This window comes from Nonomuraea sp. NPDC050404, from assembly GCF_040655495.1.
In the GTDB taxonomy this organism is placed as follows: Bacteria; Actinomycetota; Actinomycetes; order Streptosporangiales; family Streptosporangiaceae; genus Nonomuraea.
This window is the reverse complement of sequence record NZ_JBFAKB010000004.1, coordinates 181,189-200,402: the sequence shown is the minus strand read 5'-3', so window position 1 is coordinate 200,402 and position 19,214 is coordinate 181,189. Positions and strand designations below refer to the sequence as shown.

The window sequence follows — 19,214 nt, the reverse complement described above, 5'->3', positions numbered from 1 at the left end:
GTGAACCCCGGTCGGGGGGTCGCCGTATCTGTCGGTGTGAGCGGTGATCGCGCATGAACCTCGACCAGAAAGGATGCGGCACCGGCAGCAGGGACGCCGCGCAGGCCGGGCTCCCCGGCCTGCGCGGGCTGCGGGCCTCGGTGTTCGCGGTCGTGTGCGTGCTCTCCGCGCTCGCCATGCACGTGCTGGCCGGCGGGCCGATCGCCGGGCTGGGGACCGTGGTCGCCGCGACCGTGGTGACGGGGGCAGGGGCGTATGTGCTGGCCCGGCGTCGCCGGTCCCCGGGCACGCTGCTCGCCGTCTCATTCGCCGCTCAGTACGGCATGCACCAGCTCTTCTCCTCCGGCCCTTGGACGGCTTCCTCCGCCGACGGCAGCACCCTCTCCTGGGCCGCTTCCTCCGCCGACGGCAGCACCCTCTCCTGGACGGCTTCCTCCGCCGACGGCAGCACCCTCTCCTGGACGGCTTCCTCCGCTGCCGCCCAGCACCACCAGCTCCTCGACGCGGCCGGCCACCACGGCGGCGGGATCCATGGGTGGGCCGGGATGTTGCTGGCGCACGTGCTGGTGGCCGCCGCCTCGGCGTGGTGGCTGGATCGCGGCGAGACGGCGCTGGCCACGATGCTGCGTCTGCTGGCCTGCTCGCTGCACGATCTGTGGGCGCTGCTGACCGCCCGGGACGCGCCGCCGCCCGCCCCGCCCGCGCGCCGCCTGCCTGTGGTGGTGGCCACGGGGCCCGCGGGCGTGATCACTTCCCAGGTACTGGCTTGGGCTCTGTGCCGCAGGGGGCCACCGCGCTAGGGGTTAGCTCTTCAGGCTGATTTTTCCCGACATTTCGTGATGTGCGACTTGTCCAGGTCCGCATGCCGAAAAGTCTTCCCTGGCGCACGGCTGTTCGCGTACCGCACGCCCCGGTGCCCCTGGCGCCCGCTCGTCCGCGTACCGCCGCGCCCGTTCTACCCGCGTGCCTCCGGAACGGAGCCCCCCATGACCTCTGTCGAGACGCGGCCGGAAACCGCCGCGCCCGCCCCCGTCAAATCCCCCTCCTCCTCACAGCGCTACCGGGCCGTCTGGCGCTGGCACTTCTACGCCGGCCTCTTCGTCGCCCCCGTCCTGCTCGTGCTGGCCGTCACCGGCTCCATCTACCTGTTCAAGGAGCCCTTCGAGGCGTGGCGCTACCAGGACGTACGCACGCTCGCCCAGCCCATCACCACCGCCCGCCCCCTGTCCGAGCAGGTCGCCGCGGCCCGGCTCACCCACCCGGGCACGCCCGTCATGTCCGTCATCCCGCCCATGTCCGCCGACCGAACCACCCGCGTCATCCTGCAGGGCGCCGACACCGGCCCCTTCGCCCAGGGCATCTCCGTGTACGTCGATCCGGGCACGGCGACCGTGGTCGGCGAGATCGACGACGGGGCCACGTTCATGCGCGTCATCCGGACGATCCACGGCGAGCTCATGTCCGGCACGGTCGGCGACCGGATCGTGGAGATCGCGGCCTGCTGGGCGCTGATCCTCGTGGCGACCGGCACGTACCTGTGGTGGAGCGGCCGGCGTACCCGCAGGAAGCCCACCCGCCCGGGTCGTGGACGGCTGCGGCGGCTGCACATCCTGTCGGGGGTCGGCGGCGGCACGGTGGTCGTGTTCCTCGTCGTGTCCGGGCTGCCGTGGTCGGGGGTGTGGGGCGACGGGCTGCAGCGGATCCAGGACCGTACGGGCTCGACGTACCCGAACGCCTCCGACTACCCGCACCTGTCCACCCCGCCCCTGTCCGGCGACCTGTCCGCCAACCCGGACGCCAAGGTGCCCTGGGCCGCGGAACGACTCCCCGTACCCGCCTCGACCCAGGATCCTGGAGGGGACGGGCACGCCGGGCACGGTGCGACCGGTGGTGACGCGGTGCTGCAGCCCGGCGCCCTGCCCATCGAGCAAGCGCTGGCCGCCGCCAGGCCCGCGATCCGGTCCTGCCCGCCCGGCGAGTGCGACCTCAAGGTGCTGCTGCCCGACGGGGCCAAGGGCGTTTACACGGTGGTGGCCGAGCCGCGCCGTGACCCGGCGGACGCGCAGACGTTGCACGTCGATCAGTACAGCGGCCGGGTGCTGGTCTCCTACGGCTGGGCCGAGTATGGCGTCCTGGCCAAGGCCGTCGAGCAGGGCGTCGCGCTGCACGAGGGCCGCCGCTACGGCACCGCCAACCTGATCGTGATGCTGGGCGCCTGCCTGACGCTGATCACGCTGGTCGTCACGGGAGCGTGGATGTGGTGGAAGCGCCGCCCCCGAGGCCGCGCCGGCGCCCCCGCCCGCACCACGGACAGGCGGACGTCGTACGGGGTGATCGCGATCATGGCGGTGCTCGGCCTGCTGTTCCCGCTGGCCGGCGTGACGATGGCCGTGGTGTTGCTGATCGACTGGCTGGTGTTGCGCCGTGTCCCGGCCCTCGCCCGCGTGTTCGGCTGAACCACGGGCCCGTACGGGATCAGCGGACGAGTGACCAGACGTGCGCCGTCTGGTCACGGCTGGCGCTGACGGCGACCGGCCGGCCATCGACCAGGCCGGTCGCCACCGACCACACGGAGTCGTCGTGCCCGGTGAACGGCGTGCCGATCTGCTTCCTCGTACGCAGGTCCCACACGCGAACCGTCTTGTCCTCGCTCCCCGTCACCGCCACCGGCACCTCACCCAGGCTGATGAACGCCACCGACCACACCCAGTTCGTGTGACCCGTGAGCGGCGCGCCGAGGGGTTTCCTGGTGGTCAGATCCCAGACGCGGACGGTCGTGTCCTCGCTGCCGGTGATCGCCACGGGCACGCCGTCCAGGTTGCCCATCGCCACCGACCGCACCCATCCGGTGTGCCCGGTCATGGGCGCGCCGAGTTGCTTGCGGGAGGCCAGGTCCCACACTCGCACGGTCCTGTCGTCGCCGGTGGTGACCGCGATGGCCCTGCCGCCGACCTGCCCCGCCGCCACCGCCCACACCGGACCCTTGTGGCCGGTCAGAGGCCGGCCGTCCTGTTTGCCGGAACGCAGGTCCCACACCCGGACGGTGCCGTCGGCGGAGGCGGTGATCGCGACGTGCCGGTCGCCCATCCTGACGGTGGCCACGCCCTTGACGTCGCCGGTGTGACCGGCCAGGGTGCGGGGCTCGCCGGATCGCCCGGTGCCCAGGTCCCAGACGCGGGCGGTGTCGTCGTCGCTCGCGGTGATGGCGATGGGCGTGCCGTCGAGCTGGTCGAGGGCCACCGACCTGACCCATTCGGTGTGACCGGTGAGCCGGCGGGTCTCGTTCGAGGTGCGCAGGTCCCACACGCGGGCGGTCTCGTCGTCGGAACCGGTCAGGGCGACGGGCACGCCGTCCAGGGTGCCGATGGCCGCCGCCCGCACGTCGTTGGTGTGCCCGGTCAGCTCGGCGCCCGGCTGCGGCGGCGTGGCGGTCGCGATGGCGAACGAAGTCGCGGGTACGACCTGCCCGGTACGCGGCCACATCGCCACCGCCAGAACGGCCGCCGCCACACAAACGGCCACCCCACCGGCAACCAGCGCCCGCCGCGGCACCCGCCGCCCGGGTGACGGGGAAGAGGGGGTCGAGGGGTCCGAGGGGTCCGTCTTCGGCGTTGCGCCGTATCCTTGCCGCGAGTCCGCATCCACAGGCCCCGCCGACCCACGCCCGGCCGCATCCACAGGCTCCGTCGCCCCACGCCCGGCCTGATCCACAGGCTCGCCCGGCACCCGCCCGGCCGGATCCACAGGTTCGCTGGGCACCGGCCCGGCCGGATCCATGGGCTCGGTGGGCACCGGCCCGGCTGGTAAGCGCTCGACGGGCGCGGTCGGCTCCAGCGGCTTGGTGGGCGCCTGCCCGGCAGCCACATCCCCGGCGGGCGTGCCCGGCTCCACGGGCTCGGTGGGCGCCCGCCCGGCGGCGACGGCCGGGATCGTGGCTGCGGGGGTGGCGCCGCCGGTCAGCGTGCTGACGAGTTGTTCGGCCGTGAAGCGACGCGCCGGGTCCTTGTCCAGGCAGGTCACCACCAGCGACCGCAACGAGTCCGGCACCCCCGACAGATCCGGCTCTTCGTACAACAACGCCCGCAAGACCGCGGCCACCGAATCCCCCGCGAACGCCCGCCGCCCCGTAGCCGCGAACACCATGGTGGCGGCCCAGCTGAACACGTCCGCCGACGGCCCGACAGGATCCATGCTGACCTGCTCGGGCGCCATGTACCCCGGCGTGCCCATCGCCCCGGTCTGGGTGACGGCGTGATCGAGCGCGCGCGAGATGCCGAAGTCGATCACGACCGGCCCCTCGGGCCCGAGGATGACGTTGCCCGGCTTGAAGTCGCGGTGCACGACCCCGGCCCGGTGGATCGCGGCCAGCGCGGTCGCGGTGGCCACGGCCAGCCGATCCAGCCCGCCGCCGGTGCGGGGCCCGTCCCGCCGCACGACGCGTTCGAGCGAATCCCCGCGCACGTATTCGCTCACGATGTACGGCCGCTCGTCGTACATCCCCATGTCGAGCACCCGGGCCGTACAGAAGGGAGCGACCCGGCGCGCCAGCTCCACCTGCCGGAAGAACCTGCGGCGGTCCTTCTCGTCCTCCGACATCCGGCCGTGCAGCACCTTGATCGCGACCTCGTCACCGGACGAGCCCAGCCCCAGGTAGACCGCCCCCTGCCCGCCCTCCCCGAGAAATTCGGTGAGCCGGTATCCGGCGATCCGCCCAAGATCTCCACCCAGTCGCGGACCTGACAAATGGCCCACCTCTCCACCCTCGGACAGCAGCCCCAGCACGGATACTACGATCCAAAAGCTCCCGCCGGATTAACCGGAAAGGCGATAACGTCCGAGCCCAGGAAATGGTCATGAGAAAGTCACCTGCCATTTCCCGGCCCTTCATTGAAGTAGCGCGTGTCGGCAGGCGCGGTAGCCGCACCGTGCGCAGTCGGCCAGACCGGAGCGCCGGGCGTCTCATGCGGGCGGTCTTGTGCCGCCGAGGCGGAGCGGGCCTGTCGTCACAGTTGCGGCTTGCGTCAACCCCCTAGCCACCGCTGCCGATCTGCCGTCGTTCCGAGACCAGGACCCTCCAGGTGTTCCTCGGCAGCGCTGTTTTCAATGACTTCAAGGAGTCGCTGGGCGAGAAGATCAGGAACTCCATCCCCACGTACCGGCTCACCGCCTCGAAGATGCTCTTGGTGACGGGTTCCGCGGCCACGGGCAGCGACCCCACGACGCTCGGAGCCACACGGTGCGCCAGGCGGGTACCCCGGACTGCGAAGTCCGCCACCCTGGGCAATCTGTGCCGCAGGAGGATCAACAGTTTGGTCGGCTGGCGTGACGACATGGGAAAGCGCCTGCGAATGAAACTACAGATGGTCTTCCAGTAGTCGTTGAACGCTTCCAGCAACAGGTCTTCACTTGCCTCGGTGACGACACCGTCGACCAGAGTGGCCCGCAGCGTCCTTGCGTCAGCCCCCAAGGCCCGCAGCTCCAGGATGTCGGACATGCGAAGAAGAGCGAAAGCATCAAGGCCAGGCCCGTCGATCAACTGGAAAGCGTGCTCCAGAAGAAGATCGTCAACGGTGATGACCCTTTCCTGGCGACGCGCGGAGCGGAAGAGCCACTCAGCGCTCCGATCGGGAACCCCGTGCCTTCCATCGCTTCCCGACAGGTCGACCCCGAAGTGAGCGGAGTAGGCCGCCTCGTCCAGGTAGCCCTGCATCATCACCAGATTGGCGGCGGCCTCTTCCGTCTTCGCGAGTTGGAACACATCGTTGTGCGAGAACCAGGGCCGGTCGACGATCTCTCTGTACCTTCTGACGAACTCCGCCGGCAGCCGATGGAGTTCGGCCGCCAGAGGCGACGCGGCCGAATCGAGCCCTTCGCGGATCCGGTTCTGGAAATCGGACTTCACGCTGACGTAGTCATAGCGCACAGGACGGGCGTCTCCGCGGGCCAGCGTCCAATCGAGGTCCCTCGCCAGTTCGAGCGCGTCCGCCCGGAAGGCCACGTCCGCCCGGATCGAGCCCACGCCCGGTATCCGCTGCGTTATCCAGGTACGGACGACGTCTTCCAAGACGGCGCACGGCCTGAACTCGTCGGAGGTGACGAACATGCCATCCCGTACGCCGACCCGGACCAAGCCCTCGCTGATACCGTCACGAAGCTGGTTGAAAAGATTCGGGCCGGTGATCCTCCCCGCCCGCCCGCTGAACCCGTCGAGAACATGCGGGTTGTCCAGGAGTTGGGTGTCATGCAACAGAATGGTGTCGCTGAACAGCAACGAGAAGTTGACCAGACCCAGAAGTTGCTTGTGCGACCATTCACTCTGCAGGGTCGGCTGTAATTGCCCCAGCTGCAATCCACTCACCTCCCCTCAGGGGGAGAGCAACTCGTTGAAACGCACGCAGCCCATGGGCAGTTGCGCCCACAACGCATCGTAGTTTGCGGCAAGACCATTAAGACGACTTTCCCGCTCCGGGACCCGCCACGGCTCCGAGTACAGGACGCCCTCCACCCGGGCGGCCACAATCAGCTTGGCACACATGAAGCACGGCTGGTAGCTGGTCACGAGAACACTGCTCAGCATTTCCGTGCCGTTGTGCAGGGCGGCCAGCAGAACCGACTGCTCGGCATGCAGGCAGAGACAGAGATCGTATCCGATTCCGTGCTCGTAGCGGTGGGCCGCGGCAGCGCACCTCACGCAGCCACCCTCGTCACAACGCCGCATTCCGTCAGGTGCGCCGTTGGCGCCGGTTGCCAGCACCACCCCGTCCAGGGAGACCAGGGCGGCACCAACCTTGCGCTTGACGCAGTTGCCTGTGCGACCGACCGCGAATATCGTCTCCTCGACGGAGCTGATGATCTCCGACGGCCATGACCAGGCGTCGCTGAGTCCGCTTGCCACCGCTGTCGACCGCCTCTTGTAGTCGGAACGCGAAATCGGATCGGAAGGCCGAAGGACACGGCCCCCGCAAGTCGCCCACCGGCGCCTATGGCCGCAGGCATCACTCCCGGCGCACCAGGTCTCGATAGGGCACGCGAACCAGCCTGTCGGGATCCAGCCCAAGTGAGTCAGCCGTGCTTCGCAACAGCTTCCGCGCATCCTGAACCTCACGCATCCGGACTTCGAGCTCCAGGAAAACCCCCACGCCGACCACCCGGTCAAGCCCTGCTTCCACACCCTGGTCGTTCACGAAGACCTTACGTGTCTTGTCGACGACGCAGTATTTGACGAAGTCCAGGCGATCCAGAAGGCGGAAGGCGATGTCGGAACTCCCGGTGACGTCCAGGTCGATTTCTTCCTTCCAGAACTCGTCTGCGATCTTCATCTCATCCGTGCTCGGAGGTTTCCAGGTAATCATCTCCCGGGAGCCTTCTTGCCGAATCCTCAGACACTCTTCCGTCTCGATGAAATCCTTGTGACGCGACGTGAAGTATGTGTCGATTTGATGGGTCGCCGTGCGCTCCTGAAACCCCATCCCAGCAAGACGAGATGTGATATCCCGCTCATCTTCGGAAGCGAGTCGATAGCGGACCTCCACCTCTAGCGCCGACATGGTCATGTTTCGAATCGTAGCATCGGCACTCCATCATCCGTACCGAAGGCGAGATGGCACGAGCCCCGCACCTTCGAACAAGGCGAACATGTACACCCCTTTAACTGTACGACGCTCATAAAATGATCTCCTACTCGGCAGATCCGTGAGATCGAAGAACTCGCTCCGCGAGTAGAATTTGACCCCCGCGTCCTTCAGGAACCGCAAATAATACTGGTGTCGGAGTCTGCCCCACTTGCTCTCATATTGGGGGTTCATCACCTCTACCACCATCGCACGGCGCGCGACTCGAACCGTCTCACGAATCAGCCTGCCCGCCTCCGACGGCTCGACGTGGTGCAGCGCGTTCTTGCACAGAGAGACATCGAAGATCGCGTCCTCGAACGGCAACGCCGTCGCGTCGTGATTGGTGAACATCACCACGCAGCGTGCCGGGAGGTCCGTGCACCGTGTTTGCAGGAGTTCGACCTGGGGCCAGGCGACGTCGTTGCCGACGACCAGCGCGAGACTCCCTTCTATGGCGAGTTCGAGGCACAGGTCGTTCTCGCCGCATGCGACGTCGAGAAAGGTCCTGGCCCCTTTCCTGGACGCGTGCGCGACTATCTCGTCCCGTACCTCCGAAACGGGCGTCTCTCCGAAGAACCTGGATGCGATTCGTAACATCGGTTTGAGGAGGCGGTGATGCAGGACAAAGCGCCGGCGGTATCGCACCGCGATGTCCAACTCACGGTCATAGGACGGCGCTGGACGACTCGAGTTGACAGCCAGCCGGACGCCCGCCGCACGCAGGATCTCGGTGTCGAGATCAGGCGCCGTGATTCCCTTCAATTCAGCCAGGGGAAAACCGTTCAACGTAGAACCCGAAACCCCGTTCAGCGTCCCCGGTCCAGGACGGATTCGTGTGAGGAACGCCACGCCCAGCCGCCGCAACATCAGGTCGGCGAATTCGACGATCTCCTCGACGAACGCGAACGGTTCGACATCTCGCGGATGGTCCACCGGATCCACATGCCTCCGTGCGAGGCTCATGGCGGTGACCAGGAAGCCGCCCCTCGTTCCCGTGCCGATCGATTCGGTGACAAGCCTCCAGCAGGTCTGGTCATCTCGCCGCGACGAAGCTAGATAAACAGTTCCTGAAAGGGTGTACGGCAGGAGGAGCGCGAAATGGTCCTCGACGAGAGAGGACGCGGAGTTGCATTGACGCAAAGAGGACCTGCGGCTCTTGAATACGGGCAGCTTCCCATACATCATTCGGAGCGCCGCATATTGGTCGTTCAGCACCGACACGTCCGGCTCCCGTCTTCTCGCCCGTCGCGAGCAATACGCCGGCTGCCGGTCGGACCGGCGGGCGCCGGTGTGCCGGCCGTCTTCCCTCCCGCCGTCAGGCTACGCTGCCTTTATAGCCTCGGGAAGAGGAGGGCTGCCGATCCCGCCGTTGAAACGTCTTGCCGCGTTTCCGATAATGGGGGCTCCGGCAGCACATATTTGAAAGACCCTCTTTACGGACCTCTGCGCTCGGCGAGTTCACCGCGGACACGATGTGAGCTCGCCGAGCGCACGCCGCCGTAACGTTAGGCCAGCAGTCCCGCGACCGCCAGGGCCGGTTCCGGGTGCTCGCTCAGCAGCGCGCTCACCTCCTCATGCCCACCGGTGCCGCCGCTGCTCCCAGGTGCCTGCCACTCACCCTCACACCCCAGCACCCCGGCCACCGCGTCGCACGCCGCCGGATGCCCGCGCAGCAGCTCCGCGACAGGCCCGGAGGCCACGGGAGCAAGAGCGGCGGCGGCGGCGGGCTTGGGGTGGGCCGTCCACGGCGGTACCCAGGCGTCCACCGCCGTCAGCGAGCCGGGGAACGTGCGCCCGGCCTCGCGTACGAGCACCGGCACCAGCTCCCCCGCCCCGTCCCGCAGCGTAGTGATCAGCTTGGGCAGCCAGGGCAGCAGCACGTTGTCCGGCAGCCGTCCGAAAGCCTTCGAAATCACCTCCACCACGAACCCGGACAGCCCGGGAGCCGGCTCCATGGCCTGTACGAACCCGGTGATATAGAGCGGGAACGACGGGATGACCAGCGGGTTGGCCAGCAGCTCGGCAACCCGCGCACGCAGCTCGGCCAGGGGCAGCAGCCCGAGCTGGTGACGGGCGGCCCACAGCAGCGCCACCTTGTCGGGTGACTCCGGATGCGACTGCTGCACCGACAGTTCGAGCTGCGCCCGGTCGCAGCCGAGCGCCAGCGCCAGGCTCTCCATCGAGAACAGGAAGCCCAGCATGGCCGCCACCTGCCGCACGCCGGTGTCGTCGGCCACGAAGGCCGTCGGCAGCAGCGTGCAGTAGTGCGCGTAGCCGGTCTTCACGAACGACTCGCACCAGGCGGGCAGCTCCGGCTCGTTGGCCCGGTAGTACGCGAGCAGCCGGCGGATCCTGCGCAGCACGTCGGGCGCGTCGTCCACGGTGCGTTCGGCGGCGAGCAGTTCCACCGCCCGCGCCCCCAGCTCGTCGGTGAAGCGCCCGCTGCCGAGGAACATGATCGAGTCCTCGACCGCCCCCAGCGCCACGGCCGCCGTCGCCTTGGCATCCCACACCGAGCGCCGCAGCCGCTGCTCCAGCACCTGCTCGATGGTGACGCCCTCGTAGCCGAGCTCGATGATCAAACGCTGGTGCTTGCCGAACGACAGGTCCCAGCTCTCCTGGAGCGAGCGCTCACCCAGCTTGCGCTCGCCCATGATGGGCCGTACCGCGTCGGACGGCAGCAGGTACCGCAACATCCACAGCAGGTCGGAGCAGGGCACCAGCTCGGGCTCGGCGTGCAGGTTGAGCAGCGCCCGCTGGATCGTGCGTTTCTCCAGGTCCAGCCCGAGCGGTTTCAGCCGGTCATAGACGTTCCTGGCCAGCGGCGGCATCGCGTCGTAGCCGACCTCGCCGACGCGGTCGCCGCCGAGCAGGATCTCGCACAACCGCCGCACGTCGCGCTTACCCGGCACGACGTCCTTCTCGATGCAGGTGACGGCGGCATCCTGGAAGTCGTACGGCGTGGGCCTGGCCCGGTTGCGCATGCCCGCCAGCAGGATCGAGGTCTCGTAGACCGCGATCGCGTCGGCGGTGCTGGACAGGTAGCCGTTGCGGCGGGCCAGCCGGACGATGTCCACCGACCAGCCGAGCAGCTCCGCGTCGTCCAGCGGGTCGAGCACGGGCGGCGCGGACAGGAACCCGGTCAGCTTGTCGGCCACCTCGCCCCGGGGCACGGGCGCGGGCAGCTTGGCCGCGCGCTTGCGGGCGCCCTTCTGCCCGGCCAGCTGGAACGGGGTCAGCTTGCCGCGCGTCAGCGCCTTGGCCCAGGTCGCCGCCGCGATCGACACCGAGCCCGAGGCCAGCCCGAACTGCGCCTCGATGGCCGAGTGGCTGGAGGGGATAAGGCCGTACAGCCACTTCGTGTTCGTGCGCGGGCTGATCTCGAAGGGGGCCGTGGACTTCAGGCCGAACTGCTCGACGTGGCTGGCGGCGTGGAAGGCGCCGCACACGTACAGGCAGTCGGCCGGGTCGGCGCCGGAGTCGGCCAGGTGCTCGCGCATCCTGGTCCACATGTAGCGCTCGCGGTCCTCATCCAGCCTCAGCCGCTCGCCGTCGGGGCCGAGACGGCGGAACAGGCTGCCGATCAGCACCATGACCTGGCGGTAGGTGTCGTAGTCCGCGCCGGACAGGGGCTGCTCGACGTACTGGTCCCACCACTCCGACCAGTGGCGCACCTTGCCGTGGTGCAGCAGGTGCTCCTCCAGCTCGGCGAAGCGGGGGCGCAGGTCGCCGATCTCGACGCCGACCGCGTCGCCGTGCAGGCCCGCCTCCTCCTCCTTCGGCGTGTTGTGCGGCTCCTCCTTGGGCGCCCACTGGAAGACGTGGTCGGTCGAGCGGTCCACCAGCACCAGCTCCACGCCCGGGGTGTCGAGCGCGTAGGAGATGGCCTGGTACTCGGCCGACGCCTCCGTGATGGGCGCCACCACGCTGAGCGGCGCCCACGACGGCGGGAAGCCGTCGATGTCGGTGGCGAACGCCTGCACCGCCACCGGCAGGCGGCAGTTGCGCAGCTCGGTCAGCAGCGGGCGCAGGTCCTCGCAGAGCTCCAGGTAGATGACCTTCGGCTGCTTCTCGCGCAGCCTGCGCACCATCGCCAGCGCGGAGGCCGGCGAGTGGTGGCAGACCGGGAAGATCTCCAGCTCCTCGCGCAGCGCCCGGTCCACGTCGTCCACCAGGCCCGACAGGATGCCGGACACGGCGACGGGACTGTCGGCGAACGTCTCGGCGGCGCCGAGGAGCTGATCCCGCAACGAACCGAAGGGACCCGCCGCAACGCCATTGCCAGAGCCGTCCCGAACGCCGACCTGCTTGCCCGCCTGGCCGGTCATGCTCGGCTGGGCGCTCATGACAGGGTCGAGATGGCCTCGCGGCCGCCCTCGAGGAACTCCGGCCACTCCCCGCCGGCCTTCTTGCTGCGCGGTTCGACGACCCCGTGCCAGTACTTGTTGAGGATGGCCAGGTCCTCGGGGCTGCGCCGGGCCAGCGAGCCGACCAGCGACCCGGCCAGCGTCTGCGCCCGCAACACGCGGTCGCCGAAGAAGTTGCTGTGCAGGATGGCGTCCTCCAGTACGCCGATCTGCTCGGCCGTGGACAACGCCGACTCCAGCTTCTCGTCGTCGCTGGTGGCCGAGGCCGCCGCCGAGCGCAGGTCGGCGAAGCTCTGCAGCAGGATGTCCAGCAGTGTGGGCGGCAGGTCCAGCTCGATCTGGTGCCTGCGCAGCAGCTCCTCGGTACGGAAGCGGACAATCTCCGCCTCGCTCTTCTTGTTCGTCACGACCGGGATGCGCACGAAGTTGAAGCGGCGCTTGAGCGCGGACGACAGGTCGTTGACGCCCCGGTCACGGCTGTTGGCGGTGGCGATGATGGAGAAGCCGGGCTGGGCGAAGACGATGTTGTCGTCGTCGAGTTCGGGGATGGAGACGTACTTCTCCGACAGGATCGAGATCAGCGCGTCCTGCACGTCGCTGGTCGAGCGGGTCAGCTCCTCGAAGCGGCCGATCACGCCGCCCTCCATCGCCGTCATGATCGGCGAGGGGATCATCGACTCGCGGGACTGGCCCTTGGCGATGACCATGGAGACGTTCCACGAGTACTTGATGTGGTCCTCGGTGGTGCCCGCCGTGCCCTGGACCACGAGGGTCGAGTTGCGGCAGATCGCGGCGGCCAGCAGCTCGGCCAGCCAGCTCTTGCCGGTGCCCGGGTCGCCGAGCAGCAGCAGGCCCCGGTCGGAGGCCAGCGTCACGATGCTGCGCTCGACGAAGCTGCGGTCGCCGAACCACTTCTGCGCGATCTCGCGGTCGATGCCGTCGGAACGCTCGGAGCCCAGGATGAACAGCCGGATCATGCGGGGGCTGAGGCGCCACGAGAAGGGCTTGGGGCCCTTGTCGATGGACTCCAGGTAGTCGAGCTCCTCGGCGTACTTGACCTCTGCGGGGGCGCGCAGCATATCGTCACTCATTCTCGGGTTCTCCTAGGTGAGGAAGTTCTTGAGCTCGAAGACGAGCTTGCGGATATGGCCTGAGATCACGGGCGTGCCCAGGTCCTTGAGCTTCTGGCGGTACCACGGGTCGACGCTCGCGTTCCCGGAGCTGTTGACCGAGCCGACGGGGATGAACTTGACCCCCGATCGGTGGATCGCCTCGAAGTCGGTGATCAGTGAGCGGTTGTCGTAGAAGTCGGAGATCCACACCATCACGGTGTTGCGCGGATCGGAGATCTTCGGCCTGGCCAGCGCCATCGCGACGGTGCCGTTGGTGCCGCCGCCGAGCGTGGTGCGCAGCAGCACCTCGAACGGGTCGCTCACCCACGGGGTCAGGTCGAGGGCCCTGGTGTCGTACGCGATCAGGTGCACGTCCACCTTCGGCAGCCCCGCGAAGATCGAGGCCAGGATCGTGCAGTTGACCATGGCGTCCACCATCGAGCCCGACTGGTCCACCACCACGATCAGGCGCGCGGGGGTGGTGCGGCGGGCCGTCTGCTTGTAGAAGAGCCGGTCCACGTAGAGCCGCTGGTCCTCGGGGCTCCAGTTGGTGAGGTTCTTCCAGATCGTCCGCTCGATGTCGAGGTTGCGGAAGACCCGCTTCGGCGGCACCGACCGGTCGATGACGCCCACGCTGGTCTTCTCCACCTGCGTACGCAGCACCTCGGCGACCTCGTCCACGAACTTGCGGATCAGCGCCTTGGCGTTGGCCAGCGCGACACCCGACAGGTTGGACTTGTCGTGCAGGAGCTGCTCGATGAGCGACATGCTGGGCGTGAGCTGCCTGGCCAGCGCCGGGTCGTTGAGCACCTCGCGCAGGCGCATGCGCTTGATCAGGTCGCCCTCCAGGTTCGCCAGAACCTTGGCCAGCTCCTCGTCGCCCACGCGGTGGCGCAGGCCGCCCGGTTCGCAGCCCATGCCGCGCTCGAACCAGCCCGCGTCGGACTTCCAGCTCTCCAGCTGGCTGGCGGTCACGTTGCCCGAGCCGGTCGCGAACACGTTGAGCAGCAGCTTGGAGACCAGGGCCGCGCGGCGTACCTCGTCGCCCGCCTCGTGCTCCTTGTCGGCCATCAGGCCCTCGAACTCGGCGGCCAGCTCGGGGAAGCGCTGCACCAGGTTGTCGACCGACACCCCGGGGTCGAGCAGCGCGGGCGGCAGGCCGAGCTCGCCGACGATGCCGACGCTGGCGTTCTCCAGCGCGGGCTGCTCGTCGGGGCTGAACAGCCGGGACAGCAGACGCCAGTAGAGGACCTGGCGCTTGGACTCCTCCGCGCTCTGAACCCCGTCCGCTCCCAGAACCCCGTCCGCGCTCTGAACCCCGTCCGCGCTCTGAATGTCGTCCTGCTTGGCTTTGGTCATTTCCGCAGCAGCCGTCCCGCTCGCTCGCGCAACACGGCGACCACGTCACCGTGCTTGGTCTCGGCCTTGGCCACCTTGGGGTCGGTCGGGCCGAGCGCCCAGTCTCCGGTGTGCACGGCGACCGGCTGCTTCTTGACCGCCGTCTGCACGGCGAGCGGCTGCAGCCGCCACTCCCCGTCGTCCCAGCGCGCCAGCCCGATGCAGGCCGTGGACGCCTTGACGAGCGCCGGGGTGAGCGGGCCGCAGGAGGGCAGCCGGTCCAGGTCGAGCGCGATCTTGTTGCCGCCCAAGGTGAACGACTGGCCGTCGCTCTTGTAGCCCTCGACGAAGACGGGCTCGGCGATGCGTACGGGATGGCGGTCGAGCGGTGTCACGGCCGGCGCCGTCACGCCGGTGAGCTGGACCCTGGCGATGGCGAACGGGTCGGCCTCCGCCCCCGCGCGGGCCCGGTCGTCGTGCCACACCAGGTCGCCGCCGGGCAATAGCGGCATGCCGGTGATCTCCACGGCGCGGTGCTCGGCCAGCGCGGCCAGCAGCACGGGGTGGCCGCCGAGCAGCCGCCACACGGTCGGGCCGACGATGGTGTCCACCTTGGCGGCGGCCACGCTCGTGCGTACGAGCCTGGCGGGCGCGCCGTCCTGCTCCAGGAGCGCGTGCACCTGGACGCGTACGACCGTCGCATGCTCGTGCACGTCGGCGCCCAGGATCAGCAGCCGGCCGGACACCTGCGCGGCGCCGCCGTGCCACGGGCCGTGCTGCGACAGCAACATGGCGCGCGTCCACAGGTCGGCCCACCGGCGGGCGGGCAGCCGTTCCATCGTGCCCACCGGGGACGAGGCGCGCAGCTCCGTCGCCAGCCCGTCGAGCAGCACCGCCAGCCCGCGCAGCTCGGGCACGGCCAGCAGCGCCTCGATCGTCTGGTCGGCCGAGGTGACCAGGTCGTGGTCAACCCCGCGCCAGCCCACGATGGCCAGCTCGCGCAGCCAGACCCGGCATCCGGCCAGCAGGTTGGCGGCCACCTCGGTCTTGTCCCCGGCGGGCTCCCACTCGTCGCGCGTGCGGCCCATGGCCGCGTCGAGGCTGCCGAGCAGGGCGTCGTGCACCGCGCCGAACAGCGCGGCCCTGCCGCCGGCCAGTGCCGCCAGGTGCTCGTCGCTCACCGAGCCCGCGCTCACCTTCTCCACGGCCTCGCCGACCCGCTCCCCGATGGGGCTGCCCGCCAGCGCGCCCGCCATGGCGGCCAGCGCGGCGCCCGGCGCCTCGCCGATCCTGGCGAACCCGTGGGTGAGCGCGTCGTCGAACCCCGCCACCAGGTCGAGCGCCTCCCCGACCCCCTCGGGGGCGTCACCGAGCAGCTCACTGAGCTGTACGTCGAGCATCAGCGCACCGCCTTCCCTGTCGTGACCGGCATCGGCGAATTCGCCGCACCTCTCGTGGCCGGCACCGGCGCGCTCGCCGCGCCTCTCTCACCGGCCCTGCCTGTCGTGGCCGGCATCAGCGCACCGCCCCCGTCGCCGGGAACCAGTGCAGCTCGGCCAGCGGCTCGGTGCTGTCGGGCACCTCCAGGTAGGCCAGGTGGCGCAGGAAGCGGCTGAACACGACGGCCGCCGGGGTGCGCTCGACCCCGCCGTTGATCTCGGACATCAGCGAGCCGCCCTCGGGCACCTCGACCCGCAGGTAGCGGGCCACCCGGTCCAGCCCGTACTGCACGACGGCCTCGTCGGCGAGCGAGCGGATGTGTTTGCACGCGTAGCCGTGCAGCGCGCCGCACGGCCGGTTGTTGTTGGTGCTGCAGCTCAGCGTGTGGGTGCCCGCGGTGATCGAGGAGACGTAGACCCGCTCGATGTCGGATCCGCTCGACACGACCCCCTGCAGCCGGCCGTCGGCCAGCTCCACGAAGGGCACCTTCGCCAGCTTGCGTGGCTCGACGGGTGGCACCACCCGTACCACGCTGCGCCGCTCCCACGCGGTTTTGTCCGCGTCCACGACCTCAGAACCTCCTGCCCCGCCGGCTCGCGGGCGCAGGCGGAAGTGCCCGCGCCCACGCGGTCGGCTAGATCAATTGATCAGGGAACTTACCGGAGCCGACCGACAGTTCTCGGGCAAATGATCAAAGCGCCAGGCCGGGGCGCCTATCGCCGTTGACGGCCTCGAGGACGGCGTGCGCGGTGAGGTCCGTTCCGCCCAGAACGGCGGCGACCCGGCCCTTCCTGATCACCACCACGCGGTCGCAGATCGCGGCCAGCTCCTTGGGGTCGCTGGAGGCCAGCAGCTGTACGACGCCGGCCTGCGCCAGCTCCCGCATGATCGCGTAGATCTCGGCCTTGGCGCCGACGTCGATGCCTCTGGTGGGGTCGTCCATCAGCAGCACGGACGGTCGCGCGGCCAGCCACTTGGCGAACACCACCTTCTGCTGGTTGCCGCCGGAGAGCTGGTCCACCGCCTGGTCAAGGGAGTGCGTCCGTACGCCTACGCGCTCGGCGAACAGCCGCGCCGCCGCCCGCATCGCCCCGGCCGTCAGCCAGCCGCCGTGCCTGGTGAGGCTGACCGCGTCCACCTGCACGATGTTCTCCCAGACGGGCTTGTCGGCGGTGATGCCGACGGCGCGGCGGTCCCCGGAGATGAGCCCGACGCCCGCTCTCACGGCGGCCCTGATCCCGGGGGCCGGGCCGGTGCCGTCCGGGAGCTCGACGCGGCCGGACGCGGGGGTCAGGGCGCCCGCCACGACGTGCAGGACGTCCGTGTGCCCCGACCCGACGAGCCCCGCGACGCCCAGGATCTCACCGTGGCCCGCCTCCAGGCTCACCTCCGCCAGCCGCCCCGGCACCCGAACCCCGACCAGCCGCAATCCGCCCAATGCGGCCGGGAACGACGATACGGAGGTGGCGGCGGGTTCGGCGGAGGGCGTGAAGCCGGCGGTTCGCGTGCGGGCCGGAGCGCGGGTGCCGAGCATCGTGGAGACCAGGGTGGACAGGTCGAGTCCTGCGGCGGGCGCGCCGCCGAGCACCACGGCGCCGTCCCGGAGCACGGTCACCTCGTCGCAGATGGCCAGCACGTCCTCCAGCACGTGCGACACGTACACGACAGCGGTTCCCCGCTCCCGCAGCCGCCCGATGATCTCGTGCAGCCGCGCCGCCTCCCCCGGCTGCAGCGCCGAGGTGGGCTCGTCCAGGATGAGCACCCGGGGCCGCTGCACCAGCGCCCGCGCGATCTCCACGAGTTGCCGGTCCCACAGCGGCAGGCAGCCCACGAGGGTCTCGGGCGGCACCCGCAGCCCCAGCTCGTCCAGCACCGGGGCGGCCAGCTCGCGCATCGCCGCCCGGTCGACCACCGGCCCGCGGCGCGGCAGCCGGTGCGCGAAGAGGTTGGCCAGCACGTCCAGGTCGGGGAACAGGTTCAGCTCCTGGGAGACGATGGCGACCCGGTGCAGGGCCGCCTCCGCCGTGCTGCCGAAGCGTACGGGACGCCCGCCGAGCAGCAGGTCGCCGCTGTCCGGCGGGACCGCGCCGGCGAGGATCCTGACCAGCGTGGACTTGCCCGCGCCGTTCTCGCCGAGCACGGCGTGCACCGCGCCCTCGCGGAAGGCGACGTCCACCCCGGCCAGCGCCCGCACGCCGCCGTACGACTTCGCCAGGCCCCGCCCGGCCAGCACCTCCGTCACCGCCGCACACTCCTTCACCGGTCAGGACAGGGGCTTCATGCGGCCGGCCACGTCGGCGAACTGCTCGTCGATCAGCTTCCGGTACCAGGCCGCCTTGGCCTCGGGACTCTTCTGGCGGGCGATGATCTCGGCCACGTTGTCCTTGGTGACCATGGCGGCCCCGCTGTCCCAGAAGCCCTTGGGGATCTCCCGCTTGCCGAGCGCGCGCTCGATGAGCAGGCGGGTGGTGACGTACCCCTTGAGCCAGTGCTGCGGGTCGGCGACTCCGACCGACTGGCCGCCCTGGATGGCGGCCAGGCCGGCGTCGTTGAGGTCGAAGGCGGCGCAGAGCCAGCCGGCGCCCGTCTCCTGCTTGATCTTGGGCAGGTTGAACGCCGCCGGGTCCCCGGTGTCCAGGAAGGCCAGGGCGCCCGAGTGCGCGCGTACGAGGCCGCTCCACGCCTTGTAGTTGTCGTCCGGCGACTGCTTGGAGTCGAACGGCCCCAGCACCTCCAGGCCGGGGTTCTGGGCCAGCAGCCGCTCCTTCATGCCCTTGGCCCGCGCTTCGAGCACCGGCAGGCCGGGGGTGGGCACGCCGAGCACGACCGTGCCCTTCTCGCCCGAGGGCAGCTTCGCCAGCACGGCGTCCGCGAGCATGGCGCCGGTGGCCGGGTTGTCGTTGCTGACCAGGGTGGTGACGCCGGACTCCGCGGCGAGCGGCACGTCGGCCGCGACCACGGGCACGCCCTTGGCGATCGCGTCGGCGGCCGGGCGGGTGAACAGTTCCGGGTTGAGCGTCATGACGCCGACGCCGTCCTTGGCGGTGGCGATCACCTGCTGGAACAGTCCCACCTCGGCCTGCCCGTCGGGCCCCGGCGGGGCGATGACCTGGACGTCGGCGCCCAGCTCCTGGCCCGCGTACTTGGCGCCGGCCATCATTTCCTGGGAGAAGTTGAGGTTGGCCGCCGCGCCGACGAAGGCCACGTGGATGTCCTTGGCCGCGCGCCCGCTGGGGGCGGGCCCGGCGGCGGGGGCGTTCTCCCCGGTGCTGCAGGCGGTGGCGAGGGTGAGGAGGGCGAGCGCGGCGGCGGCCATGCGCCGGGAACGACTGGTCATGACGGCT

The 19,214-nt window shown here is 69.8% G+C and carries 14 protein-coding genes; 2 read left to right on the top strand and 12 right to left on the bottom strand.

Features of this window, described 5'->3' with window-relative positions:
- Positions 1 to 53 precede the first annotated feature (53 nt).
- Both AB0I81_RS12500 and AB0I81_RS12495 read left to right on the top strand, forming a co-directional pair.
- Positions 54 to 800 (top strand): hypothetical protein, encoded by a 747-nt coding sequence (locus AB0I81_RS12500; protein WP_360654458.1) that lies wholly within the window; start codon positions 54 to 56, stop codon positions 798 to 800.
- A gap of 186 nt (positions 801 to 986) precedes the next feature.
- Complete coding sequence (locus AB0I81_RS12495; protein ID WP_360654455.1) at positions 987 to 2,456, top strand: PepSY domain-containing protein; 1,470 nt, start codon at positions 987 to 989, stop codon at positions 2,454 to 2,456.
- A 19-nt stretch (positions 2,457 to 2,475) separates the two neighbouring features.
- Here AB0I81_RS12495 and AB0I81_RS12490 read toward each other — a convergent pair whose 3' ends face one another.
- The 12 genes from AB0I81_RS12490 to AB0I81_RS12435 all read right to left on the bottom strand — a co-directional run bounded on the left by AB0I81_RS12490 (position 2,476) and on the right by AB0I81_RS12435 (position 19,207).
- Positions 2,476 to 4,743, bottom strand: a complete 2,268-nt coding sequence (locus AB0I81_RS12490) for a protein kinase (protein ID WP_360654452.1) — start codon at positions 4,741 to 4,743, stop codon at positions 2,476 to 2,478.
- Positions 4,744 to 5,029: 286 nt separating this feature from the next.
- Positions 5,030 to 6,358 carry a hypothetical protein gene (locus AB0I81_RS12485; protein ID WP_360654449.1) on the bottom strand — a complete coding sequence of 443 codons (1,329 nt, stop codon included), beginning with the start codon at positions 6,356 to 6,358 and terminating at the stop codon, positions 5,030 to 5,032.
- Between the two features lie 6 nt (positions 6,359 to 6,364).
- The gene (locus AB0I81_RS12480) at positions 6,365 to 6,895 is read right to left on the bottom strand and encodes a hypothetical protein (RefSeq protein WP_360654446.1); all 531 of its coding nucleotides are present in this window, start codon (positions 6,893 to 6,895) and stop codon (positions 6,365 to 6,367) included.
- Between the two features lie 100 nt (positions 6,896 to 6,995).
- A complete protein-coding gene (gene cyaB / locus AB0I81_RS12475) occupies positions 6,996 to 7,553 on the bottom strand; it encodes a class IV adenylate cyclase (RefSeq protein WP_360654443.1) in 558 nt (185 codons plus the stop codon).
- A gap of 27 nt (positions 7,554 to 7,580) precedes the next feature.
- Complete coding sequence (locus AB0I81_RS12470; RefSeq protein WP_360654440.1) at positions 7,581 to 8,834, bottom strand: class I SAM-dependent methyltransferase; 1,254 nt, start codon at positions 8,832 to 8,834, stop codon at positions 7,581 to 7,583.
- Between the two features lie 284 nt (positions 8,835 to 9,118).
- The gene (locus AB0I81_RS12465; protein ID WP_360654438.1) at positions 9,119 to 11,959 is read right to left on the bottom strand and encodes a DUF5682 family protein; all 2,841 of its coding nucleotides are present in this window, start codon (positions 11,957 to 11,959) and stop codon (positions 9,119 to 9,121) included.
- Entirely contained in the window at positions 11,956 to 13,071 is a 1,116-nt protein-coding gene (locus AB0I81_RS12460; RefSeq protein WP_360654435.1) for an AAA family ATPase, read from the bottom strand. Before AB0I81_RS12460 ends, AB0I81_RS12465 begins: the two co-directional genes overlap by 4 nt.
- A 12-nt stretch (positions 13,072 to 13,083) precedes the next feature.
- Positions 13,084 to 14,451, bottom strand: coding sequence for a VWA domain-containing protein (locus AB0I81_RS12455; protein ID WP_360654432.1), 1,368 nt, complete (start codon positions 14,449 to 14,451; stop codon positions 13,084 to 13,086).
- Positions 14,448 to 15,830, bottom strand: coding sequence for a hypothetical protein (locus tag AB0I81_RS12450; RefSeq protein ID WP_360654429.1), 1,383 nt, complete (start codon positions 15,828 to 15,830; stop codon positions 14,448 to 14,450). Before AB0I81_RS12450 ends, AB0I81_RS12455 begins: the two co-directional genes overlap by 4 nt.
- Positions 15,831 to 15,945: 115 nt before the next feature.
- Positions 15,946 to 16,437 (bottom strand): hypothetical protein, encoded by a 492-nt coding sequence (locus AB0I81_RS12445; RefSeq protein ID WP_360654426.1) that lies wholly within the window; start codon positions 16,435 to 16,437, stop codon positions 15,946 to 15,948.
- 124 nt (positions 16,438 to 16,561) lie between these two features.
- Entirely contained in the window at positions 16,562 to 18,112 is a 1,551-nt protein-coding gene (locus AB0I81_RS12440; protein ID WP_360654423.1) for a sugar ABC transporter ATP-binding protein, read from the bottom strand.
- Positions 18,113 to 18,133: 21 nt separating this feature from the next.
- Positions 18,134 to 19,207, bottom strand: coding sequence for a sugar ABC transporter substrate-binding protein (locus AB0I81_RS12435; protein WP_360654420.1), 1,074 nt, complete (start codon positions 19,205 to 19,207; stop codon positions 18,134 to 18,136).
- Positions 19,208 to 19,214: the final 7 nt, after the last annotated feature.

Coding starts and splice junctions, on each gene's coding strand:
- AB0I81_RS12455 (WP_360654432.1), bottom strand. CDS start 14,451: ATGACCAAAGCCAAGCAGGACGACATTCAGAGCGCGGACGGGGTTCAG.
- cyaB (WP_360654443.1), bottom strand. CDS start 7,553: ATGACCATGTCGGCGCTAGAGGTGGAGGTCCGCTATCGACTCGCTTCC.
- AB0I81_RS12465 (WP_360654438.1), bottom strand. CDS start 11,959: ATGAGCGCCCAGCCGAGCATGACCGGCCAGGCGGGCAAGCAGGTCGGC.
- AB0I81_RS12460 (WP_360654435.1), bottom strand. CDS start 13,071: ATGAGTGACGATATGCTGCGCGCCCCCGCAGAGGTCAAGTACGCCGAG.
- AB0I81_RS12500 (WP_360654458.1), top strand. CDS start 54: ATGAACCTCGACCAGAAAGGATGCGGCACCGGCAGCAGGGACGCCGCG.
- AB0I81_RS12450 (WP_360654429.1), bottom strand. CDS start 15,830: ATGCTCGACGTACAGCTCAGTGAGCTGCTCGGTGACGCCCCCGAGGGG.
- AB0I81_RS12495 (WP_360654455.1), top strand. CDS start 987: ATGACCTCTGTCGAGACGCGGCCGGAAACCGCCGCGCCCGCCCCCGTC.
- AB0I81_RS12435 (WP_360654420.1), bottom strand. CDS start 19,207: ATGACCAGTCGTTCCCGGCGCATGGCCGCCGCCGCGCTCGCCCTCCTC.